Raw genomic sequence first — 10,987 nt, 5'->3', positions numbered from 1 at the left:
GCTCGCCATGATCCAGCAATGCATGCGCGTCAAATGGCCGTCAGACAGGACCTAACCCTCTCCCCGGAGGGGAGAGGGGATATGGGGCTGCCCATGGATTGAGCACTTCTCTGGAACACCGCCGCCTTTCGCGGCACATCCCGGGGGACCGCGCACGCATCTCCCGCCCCGCCGGTTGTGGCACGGGCCATGCACTTCGCGCCTGTTCATTCGCGGAGGTCATGGATCATGTCGTCGCTGGAATCCTCACCCCCAACCCATCCGGTTGACGAGAAGCTTCCGCTGCTGCGCCTGCTGGCGCTGGGGATGCAGCATGTGATGGTGATGTACGCGGGAGCCATCGCCGTGCCGCTCATCATCGGCGGCGCGCTGAAGCTGCCCAAGGATCAGATCGCCCTGCTCATCAACGCCGACCTGTTCGCCTGCGGCATCGTCACGCTGATCCAGACGCTCGGCTTCTGGAAATTCGGCATCCGCCTGCCGGTGATGATGGGCGTCACCTTCGCCGCGGTCGGGCCGATGGTCGCCATGGCGGGGAACCCGTCGCTGGGGCTGTTGGGCATCTACGGCGCGGTGATCGGGGCCGGCGTCTTCGCCACGCTGGCCGCCCCGCTGGTCGGGCGCCTGCTGCCGCTGTTCCCGCCGGTGGTGACGGGGACCGTGATCGCCATCATCGGCATCTCGCTGATGCGGGTGGGCATCACGTGGGCCGGCGGCGGGGCCGGGAACCCGAATTTCGGCGACCCCCTCTATCTCGGCGTCGCGCTGTTCGTTCTGGCGGTGATCCTGCTGGTGACCAAATACGCCAAGGGCTTCTGGGCCAACATCTCGGTCCTGCTGGGCATCGTCGCGGGCTTCGCCCTGACCATGGTTCTGGGGCTGGTCAGCTTCGACGGGGTGGGACAGGCCAAGTGGGTGGACGTGATCTACCCGTTCCAGTTCGGCATGCCGGTGTTCGAGTTCTGGTCGATCCTGACCATGTCGCTGGTGATGATCGTCGTCATGATCGAATCCACCGGCATGTTCCTGGCGGTGGGCGAGATGGTCGGCCGCCCGGTGACGCCGGAGCAGCTGACCCGCGGCCTGCGCACCGATGGGCTGGGCACGCTGATCGGCGGTGTCTTCAACACCTTCCCCTACACCTCCTTCTCACAGAATGTCGGTCTGGTCGGGATCACCGGGGTGCGCAGCCGCTGGGTCTGCGTGGCGGGCGGCGCCATCCTGATCGCCTTCGGCCTGTTCCCAAAGCTCGCCCATGTCGTCGCTTCCGTTCCCACCTATGTGCTGGGCGGGGCCGGGCTGGTGATGTTCGGCATGGTCGCGGCGACCGGCATCAAGATCCTGGCGAAGGTCGACTACATGGCCAACCGCGGCAACATCTACGTCGTCGCCATCAGCATCAGCCTGGGGATGGTGCCGCTGGTCGCCGACAAGATCTTCCAGAAAATGCCGCCCTTCCTGTCGCCGCTCCTGCACAGCGGCATCCTTCTGGGCACCATCGCCGCGGTCCTGCTGAACCTGTTCTTCAACGGGCTGGGCAAGGCGACCAGCGAGGAGTTCGTCGCCGCCGCCAAGACCGCGGAAGCGTAACCGTTTAGCCCTCTCCCCTCTGGGGAGAGGGTGCCCGCGAAGCGGGCGGTGAGGGGGTTGCACTTTTGCCGGACGATCCGCCACGCGCAACCCCCTCACCCTAACCCTCTCCCCGGAGGGGAGAGGGAATTCAGGACGCTATTTCAAACCCCTTACGCCGCCGGCTCGCTGCCGTAGACGGACTTGGTCTCCAGGAACTCCTCGAACGCGACCTCGCCCCACTCGCGGCCGATGCCCGACTGCTTGTAGCCGCCGAAGGGGGCCGCGAGGTCGATGGAGGCGCCGTTCAGATGCACCATGCCGGTGCGCAGCCGCTTCGCCACCGCCCGCGCCTCGTCCACCGTGCCGGCGTAGACGTAGCCGGACAGGCCGTAGAGCGAGTCGTTGGCGCTGCGGATCGCCTCCTCGATGTCCTCGTAGGGACGGATGGTCAGGACCGGGCCGAAGATCTCCTCGCGCATGATGGTCATGCTGTCGGTGGCGCGGCTGAAGACGGTGGGCTTGGCGTAGAAGCCGCGCTCCAGCCCCTCCGGGCGGCCCGGACCGCCGCACAGCAGGGAAGCCCCCTCCTCGATGCCGGTCTGGATCAGGCGCTGCACCCGCTCGTACTGGCGCTGGTTGGCGATCGGGCCGACGCCGGTGCGGTCGCCGCGCGGGTCGCCGACCACCAGACGGGCGCAGACCTGGGCGGCGATCTTCTCCGCCTCGTCCAGGCGGGAGGCCGGGACATACATGCGCGACGGCGCGTTGCAGCTCTGCCCGGTGTTGGACATCATCGACCGCACGCCGTGGGTCACCGCCTTGGTCAGGTCGGCGCTCTCGCAGATGATGTTGGCGGACTTGCCGCCCAGCTCCAGCGACACGCGCTTGATGCTGTTGGCGGCGTTGTGGGACACCGACGCGCCGGCTCGGGTGGAGCCGGTCAGCGACACCATGTCGACCAGCGGGTGCGAGGCCAGCACCGGACCGACCACCGCGCCGTCGCCGTAGAACATGTTGAAGACGCCCGCCGGCACCCCGGCCTCGTGCAGGATCTCGGCGAAGATCCAGGCCGAATAGGGGGCGAACTCGCTGGGCTTCAGCACCATCGTGCAGCCGGTGGCGAGCGCCGGGGCGACCTTGCAGGCGATCTGGTTGATCGGCCAGTTCCACGGCGTGATCATCGCGCAGACGCCGACCGGCTCGCGCAGGATGCGGGTGGTGCCGCGGGTCCGCTCGAACGGGTATTCGCGGGCGGCCTCAAGGGCCGTCTTGAAATGGGCCAGCCCCATGAAGGCCTGCGCCGGCTTCGACAGCGCCGCCAGGGGTGCGCCCATCTCCTCGGTGATGGCGTCGGCCACCTCGTCCATGCGCTTCTCGAAGAGCGCGCAGACGGCGGCCAGCAGCTCCAGCCGCTCGTTCAGGGGGGTGCGGGAAAAGCCGTCGAAGGTGGCGTGGGCCGCCGCCACCGCGCGCCGCGCGTCCTCCGGCCCGCCGAGCGCCACGGTGCCCGACACCTGCTCCGTCGCCGGGTTCAACACCTCCATCACGGTGGCGCCCGCCGCGGGTTCGGTCCAGGCGCCGCCAATGTAGAAGGATTGGCAGGTCTTCATCTCTAATCCCCTTGCTCTCTTCGTTGGCGTTTTCGGGTGAAACGATCCTGCCCCGTCCGGAGCCGTTTGCCAAAGCTTTCCATCGGGAAAAACCGGATAGGTCAGAAGACCGGACCCTGTTGACAGATCAATGGTTTCAAGCTCTGATCGTTGAACACATATGCGCCGCCGCTCCGCTTGCGGCGAGCCGAACGACAAGAATCGGGCCGCAACAACCGCGGTCCAAGGGCTGGGAGCCTGCTTCACGGGTACACATCAAACGTACAATCAGGGGGACGAGGGATGGCCTTACGTGATCGGCATTGGCGTGATCGACGTCTTGCGGATGCGCTGCGTTCAGGAACCTTGAAACACACCCTGCCGGCGGTGGCCGCCCTGACCCTGCTGGCCGCCATCCCGGCGCCGGCGCGGGCGGCGACCCTGACGGTCGGCACCTCGGCGGAGCCGAGCGCCCTTGACCCGCACTACCACAACCTCGGCCCCAACACGCGCGCCCGCAAGCATGTGTTCGAATCGCTGGTCAGCATGGACGCCAAGATGCGGCTCCAGCCCGAACTGGCGGAACGCTGGCGCGCCGTCGATGAAACCACCTGGGAATTCACGCTGCGCAAGGGTGTGAAGTTCCACGACGGCACCGAGTTCACGGCTCAGGACTTCGTCTACACGGTCTGCCGCATCCCGAACGTCGCCAACAGCCCGTCCTCCTTCACCGTCTACACCAAGGGCATCGCGGGGATCGAGGCGCCGGACCCGTACACCCTGATCATCAAGACCGCCAAGCCCTACCCGCTGCTGCCGGTGGAGCTGTCGACCTTCGGCATCATCTCCGCCAAGGCGGCGGGCGGCGAAGCGGTCACCTTCGACAAGGCGGGCTGCAAGGCCGATTCCTGGCCGACCACCCAGGCCTTCAACGACGGCTCGCTGATGATCGGCACCGGGCCGTTCAAGCACAAGTCCTACACCAAGGGCGACCGGCAGGTGTTGGAGCGCAACCCCGACTACTGGGGGCCGCAACCGGCCTGGGACACGGTGGTCTTCCGCCCGATCACCAGCGACGGGCCGCGCGTCGCCGCCCTGCTGGCGGGCGACGTGGACATGATCGAATCGCCCCCGGTTCAGGACATCGGGCGGCTGACGTCCGCCCCCAACGTCTCCCTGGCCCAGGCCCAGTCGAACCGCGTGATCTATCTGGCGCTGGGCGTCCAGGACACCCCGCCGACCATCACCGGGACCGACGGCAAGAATCCGCTGAAGGACCCGAAGGTGCGCAAGGCGCTGTCGCTGGCGGTGGACCGCGACGCCATCGTGAAGCGCATCATGATGGGCGTGGCGGAGCCGGCGAACCAGTACCTCCCCGCCGGCTTCTACGGCAACAACCCGGAAGTCACCGTCGCCACCGACGCCAACAAGGCGAAGCAGCTCCTGGCCGAGGCCGGCTACCCGAAGGGCTTCCAGCTCACCCTCGGCACGCCGAACGACCGCTACATCAACGACGACAAGGTGGCCCAGGCAGTCGCCCAGATGTTCACCCGCATCGGCGTGCAGACCCAGGTCGACGCGACCACCGCCAACGTCTTCTTCTCCAAGCGCAACAAGCAGGAATACAGCGTCTATCTGGCCGGCTGGGGCGCCGATTCGGGCGAGATGTCGTCGCCGCTGAAGGCGCTGATCGCCACGCCGATCAAGGAGAAGGGCTACGGCACGACCAACTACACCAGCTACTCCGACCCGGAGCTGGACGGCATGCTGGACACCGTGCTGGCGACCGTGGACGACGCCAAGCGGGAAAAGCTGCTCCAGACCGCGGTGAAGCGGGCGGTGGACGCCGACATCATCATCCCCCTGCATTACGAGGTGACGGTCTGGGCGATGAAGAAGGGGCTGAGCTACGAACCGCGCGCCGACCAGTACACGCTGGCGCAGAAGGTGACCCCCGCGAAGTAGCGTGGTTTGGGCGCGGCCCTCTTCCCCTCTCCCCTCTGGGGAGAGGGTTAGGGTGAGGGGGTTGCGCTTCTGCCGAACGCTCCGCAACGCGCATCCCCCTCACCGGCCCTCCGGGCCACCCTCTCCCCGGAGGGGAGAGGGTTAGACAGTAGCGGAGCGCCATGCTTGTCTTCATCCTCCGGCGGCTGGCGCAGAGCGCGGTCGTCGTGGTGGCGATGTCGGTGCTGGTCTTCGCCGGCATCTTCGCCATCGGCAACCCCATCGACGTGCTCATCAGCCCAGAGGCCGACGAGTTCGAACGCGCCGCCGCCATCGCCCGGCTGGGGCTCGACAAGCCCATGCACGAGCAGTTCCTGCGCTTCGTGGACAGCGCGCTCGGCGGCGACCTCGGCACCAGCTTCGTGCATGGGGTGCCGGCGCTCGGCCTCGTGCTTCAGCGCTTCCCGGCGACGCTGGAACTGGCGCTCTGCGCCATGCTGGTGGCGGTGGCGCTGGGCATCCCGCTCGGTCTGTGGGCCGGGCTGAAGCCGGACAGCCTGGCCGGGCGCGTCATCATGACCGGCTCGATCCTCGGCTTCTCGCTGCCCACCTTCTGGGTCGGGATGATGCTCATCATGGCCTTCGCGGTGACGCTCGGTTGGCTGCCGGCGGGCGGGCGCGGCGAGACGGCGAGCCTGTTCGGCGTGCAGTGGAGCTTCCTGACCGCCGACGGGCTGGCCCATCTGATCCTGCCCGCCGTCAATCTGGCCCTGTTCAAGCTGTCGCTGGTCATCCGGCTGGCCCGCGCCGGCACGCGGGAGGTCGCCTTGCAGGACTATGTGAAGTTCGCCCGCGCCAAGGGGCTGGCGCCCGCGCGCATCGTCGGGGTGCACATCCTGAAGAACATCATGATCCCGGTGGTCACCGTCCTGGGGCTGGAGCTGGGCAGCGTCATCGCCTTCTCGGTGGTCACGGAATCGGTCTTCGCCTGGCCGGGCATGGGCAAGCTGCTGATCGACAGCATCCTCCAGCTCGACCGGCCGGTGGTGATCGCCTACCTGCTGGTGACGGTGCTGCTGTTCGTCGTCATCAACCTGATCGTCGATCTGGTCTATTCGCTGCTCGACCCGCGAATCCGGCTGGGCGGAGGGCGGGCATGAGCAGCGCCGTTGCCAAGGCCCCGCCGGTCGAAACCCCCTTCCTGCGGCTGGCGCGGGACTTCGCGCGGTCGCGCACGGCGCTGGCCGGGCTGGCGGTGCTGGTGCTGATCGTGCTCGCCGCCCTGCTCGCCCGCTGGGTGGTGCCGCAGGACCCCTACGACCTCGCCCAGCTGGACATCCTCGACGGCATGATGGCGCCGGGATCGCTGGGCGGCAGCGGCTGGACCTATTGGCTGGGCACCGACGACCAGGGGCGCGACATGCTGTCGGCCATCGTCTTCGGCCTGCGCACCAGCCTGCTGGTCGGGGTGGTCGCCACGCTGATCGCTCTCGCCGTCGGGGTGGCGGTCGGGCTGCTTGCCGCCTATGCCGGGGACCGGGTGGACGGGCTGGTCATGCGGCTGGTCGACATCCAGCTCTCCTTCCCGGCCATCCTGATCGCGCTGATCCTGCTGGCCCTGCTGGGCAAGGGGGTCGATAAGGTGATCGTCGCGCTGGCCGCCGTGCAGTGGGCCTACTACGCGCGCACCATCCGCGGCTCCGCCCTGGTGGAGCGGCGCAAGGAATACATCGAGGCCGCGCAGTGCCTTGCCCTGCCCCACCGCCGGATCATGATGCGCCATCTGCTGCCCAATTGCCTGCCGCCGCTGATCGTGGTGGCGACGGTGCAGGTCGCCCACGCCATCGCGCTGGAGGCGACGCTGAGCTTCCTCGGTGTCGGCGTGCCGGTGACCCAGCCGTCGCTGGGGATGCTGATCGCGTCGGGCTACCAGTACATGCTGTCGGGCGACTACTGGGTCAGCCTGTTCCCCGGCCTCGCCCTGCTGGTCACCATCGTGGCGATCAATCTGGTCGGGGACCGGCTGCGCGACGTCCTCAACCCACGCCTGAACCATTAGGAGGGGCGCGCGATGACCGAACCCCTGCTGCGCGTCGACGGGCTGAAGACCCATTTCCTCACCCGCGCCGGCACCGTGAAGGCGGTGGACGGGGTCGACCTGCGGCTCGACCGCGGCGAGATCCTCGGGCTGGTCGGCGAGTCCGGCTCCGGCAAGTCGGTGACCGGGCAATCCATCCTCGGCCTCGTCGATCCGCCGGGCCGGGTGGTCGGCGGCCGGGTGCTGTTCCAGGGCGAGGATCTGGTGGGCGCCGGGGAAAAGCGGCTGCGCGCCATCCGCGGGCGGCGCATCGCCATGATCTTCCAGGACCCGATGATGACGCTGAACCCGGTGCTGAGCATCGGCACCCAGATGGTCGAGGCCGTGCGGGCCCATGAGGCGGTCAGCCGGGCGGAGGCGTGGGAGCGCTCGCGCCGGGCGCTGGCCCGCGTCGGCATCGCCTCGCCCGACGAGCGGCTGGCCTCCTACCCGCACCAGTTCTCCGGCGGGATGCGCCAGCGCGTCGCCATTGCCATCGCCCTTCTCCATTCCCCGGACCTGATCATCGCCGACGAGCCGACCACCGCGCTCGACGTGACCATCCAGGCGCAGATCCTGTTCGAGGTGCAGAAACTCTGCCACGAGACGGGGACGGCGCTGATCTGGGTGACCCACGACCTCGCCGTCGTGTCGGCGCTGGCCGACCGGGTGGCGGTGATGTACGCCGGCCGGGTGGTGGAAACCGGGACGGTGGCCGAGATCATCGGCGCCCCGCGCCACCCCTACACCCGCGGCCTTCTGGAATCGGTGCCCAGCCGCAACCGGCGCGGCGTCCCGTTGCGCTCCATCCCCGGCATGACGCCCTCCGTCCTCGACCTGCCGGAGGGCTGTGCCTTCCGCCCGCGCTGCGACCGGCCCACCGCAGCCTGCACGACCATGCCCGAACTGGCGGGAGAGCGGGACGACCGCGCCTGGCGCTGCTGGAACCCCGTCGCGGCCGAAGTCCGGGGAGACGCCGCATGACCGCCGCTCCCATCATCGAACTGGACGGCCTGACCAAGCGCTTCTCCCGCAAGCTGGACGTGGTGGAGCGTTTCGCCCGCCGGCTGGGAGCGGCCGTCGACGACCGGGCGGTGCAGGCGGTCAGCGGCGTGGACCTGTCCATCGCCGAGGGCGAGGTGGTCGGGCTGGTCGGCGAGTCCGGCTGCGGCAAGAGCACCCTGGGCCGCATGGTCGCCGGCATCCTGCCGCCGAGCGCCGGCACCCTGCGCTGGCGCGGCCGCGACCTGCGGGAGTTGTCGCCGGCCGACCGCCACCACGCCAACCTGAAGATCCAGATGGTCTTCCAGGACCCCATGGCCTCGCTCAACCCGCGCCTGCGCGTGGCCGACATCGTCGGGGAGGCGCCGGTGGTCCACGGGCTCGTTCCCCGGCGGCAGGCGGAGGACTATGTGGCCGCGACCCTGCGGCAGGTCGGGCTGGACCCCGCCTATCTGCGGCGCTACCCGCACCAGTTCTCCGGCGGGCAGAGGCAGCGCATCGGCATCGCCCGCGCCCTGGCGGTGAAGCCGGACGTGCTGGTCTGCGACGAGTCGGTGGCGGCGCTCGACGTGTCGATCCAGGCGCAGATCATCAACCTGTTCATGCGCCTGCGCGAAGAGCTTTCGCTGACCTATCTCTTCATCAGCCACGACCTGGGCGTCGTGGAACACATTTCCGACCGCACCGCGATCATGTATCTTGGACGGATCGTGGAGTTGGCCCCGACACCGGAGCTGTTCGACAAACCCAATCATCCCTATGCCAAGGCGCTGTTGGACGAGGCGCCGCGCGTGTCCGTGGAGAAGCGGCGGTTCGCGCCGATCCGCGGAGAGATTCCATCGCCCCTCGACCCGCCGGCGGGCTGCGCCTTTCACCCGCGCTGTCCGCACGCGATGCCACGTTGTTCGGCGGAACGCCCGGCCCTGCGCGCGATCGCGCCCCGGCGCTGGTCCGCCTGCCATCTGAACGAAACCACAGGTCCATGATGCCCTCACCCGATCCCGCCGGCCCATCCGCGTGCAGCCCGCGCACGCTGGAGCTGCTGCGCGACCTGATCGCCTTCGACACGACCAGCCGCAACTCAAACCTCGACCTGATCCACTACATCCGCGACCATCTGGCGGCGCTGGGCGTGTCCAGCACGCTGGTGTTCAACGAGGAGCGGACCAAGGCCAACCTCTACGCCACCATCGGACCGATGGACCGCGGCGGCGTCTGCCTGTCCGGCCACACCGACGTGGTGCCGGTGGACGACCAGGACTGGTCCAGCGATCCCTTCACCCTGACGGAGCGCGACGGCAAGCTGTTCGGGCGCGGCACGGCGGACATGAAGGGCTTCATCGCGGCGGCGCTGGCCATGGCGCCGGATTTCCTGGCCGCCAACCTGACGACGCCGGTCCATTACGCCTTCTCCTACGACGAGGAACTGGGCTGCCTCGGCGTGCCCGGCCTGCTGACCCAGCTCGCCGGGATGGCGGTGAAGCCGCGCCTGTGCGTCGTCGGGGAGCCGACGCGGATGCGGGTGATCGTCGGCCACAAGGGCAAGGTGGCGATGCGCTGCCGAGTCCACGGCCACGCCTGCCACTCCTCGCTCGCCCCGCAGGGGGTGAACGCCGTGGAATACGCGGCGGAGTTGGTGTCCTTCCTGCGCGGCATGGGCCGCCGCTTCGCCGAGCAGGGGCCGTTCGATTACGATTACGACGTGCCCTTCACCACGGTGCACACCGGGGTGATGGAGGGCGGCACCGCCCGCAACATCGTCCCCTCCGACGCCGCCTTCGAGTTCGAGATCCGGCATCTCGCCGACCATCCCGTGGCGCCGATGCTGAAGGAGCTGCGCGACTTCGCCAAGACGCTGGAGCCGGAGATGCGCGCCGTCCGTCCCGACGCCGGCTTCTCCTGGGAAACCCTGTCGGACAGCCCGGCGCTCGACACCCCGCCGGAGTCGGAGGAGGTGACTCTGGTCAAGAACCTCGCCGAGCAGAACGGCCATGGCAAGGTGGCCTTCGGCACGGAGGGCGCGCTGTTCACCAGCATCGCCAACATTCCCGCCGTGGTCTGCGGCCCCGGTGACATCGAGCAGGCCCACAAACCCGACGAGTATGTGGAGCTGAGCGAACTCGCCCGCGCCGAGCGTTTCCTGCACCGGCTGAGGGACGCCGCGAAGAAGGGCCTGTAAAGCAAAAGGGCCTGCAACGCGGAGGGGCCGGAGCGTTTCCGCTCCGGCCCCTTTCAAAGTGTCCCCTGGACCGTTGCGCTTCGCCGGTCAGTGGACCTCCACGCTGACGATGGCCGGCAGGGTGCGCAGGAAGTTCGCACCCGTGTCGGTCGCCTCGACGACGAGGTGGCCGCAGCGGTCGTGCCCGCGCAGGCGGGCCTCCGCGCCCATGCCGGAGGTGCGCAGCGCCTCCGACAGGTCGGACACCGCGGTGCGGACCCAGGCCCGATGCTCGGCCAGACTCTTGTACGCCGTTGCTTCCGAGTGATTCAGGGTAACGGTAAAGGTGTGCAGCTCGATGGTCATAAGAGCTCCGGAATGAACCGATTGTTCTGGGACAAGCTCAGTGTTTGACGCTGTTCGAGCATCCGCTCCGCCCCAACCGGACGGTGTGTGAAAACAAGCTGGAAAGGGACGTGCGGACACTTGCCGGTTGGCGGATTGAATCCGGGGATCAGCCGATCGGCGAAAAGGGTCCCTTTCGATTTGGGGAGCAAACAAACCGCAGTGTAATCGAAACCGGCGGCCGATGCTTGTGATATCGTGGGAACGCTGCTCTGCGCCAAGAGCGTTCACGGGACGCAA

Annotated in this window: 9 protein-coding genes; 7 read left to right on the top strand and 2 right to left on the bottom strand. The window is 68.3% G+C overall.

Features of this window, described 5'->3' with window-relative positions; genetic code table 11:
• Window positions 1–228: 228 nt before the first annotated feature.
• Window positions 229–1,590, top strand: a complete 1,362-nt coding sequence (locus tag DXK32_RS12470) for a nucleobase:cation symporter-2 family protein (protein WP_114858795.1) — start codon at window positions 229–231, stop codon at window positions 1,588–1,590.
• Window positions 1,591–1,742: 152 nt separating this feature from the next.
• Here the strand turns inward: DXK32_RS12470 and DXK32_RS12465 are convergent, their stop codons facing one another.
• On the bottom strand, window positions 1,743–3,182 hold the full coding sequence (locus DXK32_RS12465) for an aldehyde dehydrogenase family protein (RefSeq protein WP_114858794.1): 1,440 nt from the start codon (window positions 3,180–3,182) through the stop codon (window positions 1,743–1,745).
• 345 nt (window positions 3,183–3,527) lie between these two features.
• Between DXK32_RS12465 and DXK32_RS12460 the strand changes: the two genes are divergently transcribed.
• The 6 genes from DXK32_RS12460 (at window position 3,528) to argE (ending at window position 10,363) form a co-directional block, all read left to right on the top strand.
• The gene (locus tag DXK32_RS12460; RefSeq protein WP_247877112.1) at window positions 3,528–5,126 is read left to right on the top strand and encodes an ABC transporter substrate-binding protein; all 1,599 of its coding nucleotides are present in this window, start codon (window positions 3,528–3,530) and stop codon (window positions 5,124–5,126) included.
• 161 nt (window positions 5,127–5,287) lie between these two features.
• Entirely contained in the window at window positions 5,288–6,265 is a 978-nt protein-coding gene (locus tag DXK32_RS12455; RefSeq protein ID WP_114858792.1) for an ABC transporter permease, read from the top strand.
• The gene (locus DXK32_RS12450; protein WP_114858791.1) at window positions 6,262–7,164 is read left to right on the top strand and encodes an ABC transporter permease; all 903 of its coding nucleotides are present in this window, start codon (window positions 6,262–6,264) and stop codon (window positions 7,162–7,164) included. Before DXK32_RS12455 ends, DXK32_RS12450 begins: the two co-directional genes overlap by 4 nt.
• A 12-nt stretch (window positions 7,165–7,176) precedes the next feature.
• The gene (locus DXK32_RS12445; RefSeq protein ID WP_114858790.1) at window positions 7,177–8,166 is read left to right on the top strand and encodes an ABC transporter ATP-binding protein; all 990 of its coding nucleotides are present in this window, start codon (window positions 7,177–7,179) and stop codon (window positions 8,164–8,166) included.
• Window positions 8,163–9,170, top strand: a complete 1,008-nt coding sequence (locus tag DXK32_RS12440; RefSeq protein WP_114858789.1) for an ABC transporter ATP-binding protein — start codon at window positions 8,163–8,165, stop codon at window positions 9,168–9,170. The genes DXK32_RS12445 and DXK32_RS12440 overlap by 4 nt, the downstream gene beginning before the upstream one ends.
• A complete protein-coding gene (argE, locus tag DXK32_RS12435) occupies window positions 9,167–10,363 on the top strand; it encodes an acetylornithine deacetylase (protein WP_114858788.1) in 1,197 nt (398 codons plus the stop codon). Before DXK32_RS12440 ends, argE begins: the two co-directional genes overlap by 4 nt.
• Window positions 10,364–10,450: 87 nt before the next feature.
• Here the strand turns inward: argE and DXK32_RS12430 are convergent, their stop codons facing one another.
• Window positions 10,451–10,708 (bottom strand): hypothetical protein, encoded by a 258-nt coding sequence (locus DXK32_RS12430; protein WP_114858787.1) that lies wholly within the window; start codon window positions 10,706–10,708, stop codon window positions 10,451–10,453.
• Between the last annotated feature and the right edge of the window lie 279 nt (window positions 10,709–10,987).

The organism is Azospirillum brasilense, assembly GCF_003349955.1.
Classification (GTDB): Bacteria; Pseudomonadota; Alphaproteobacteria; order Azospirillales; family Azospirillaceae; genus Azospirillum; species Azospirillum brasilense_B.
This window is presented reverse-complemented; position numbering and strand designations above follow the sequence as displayed.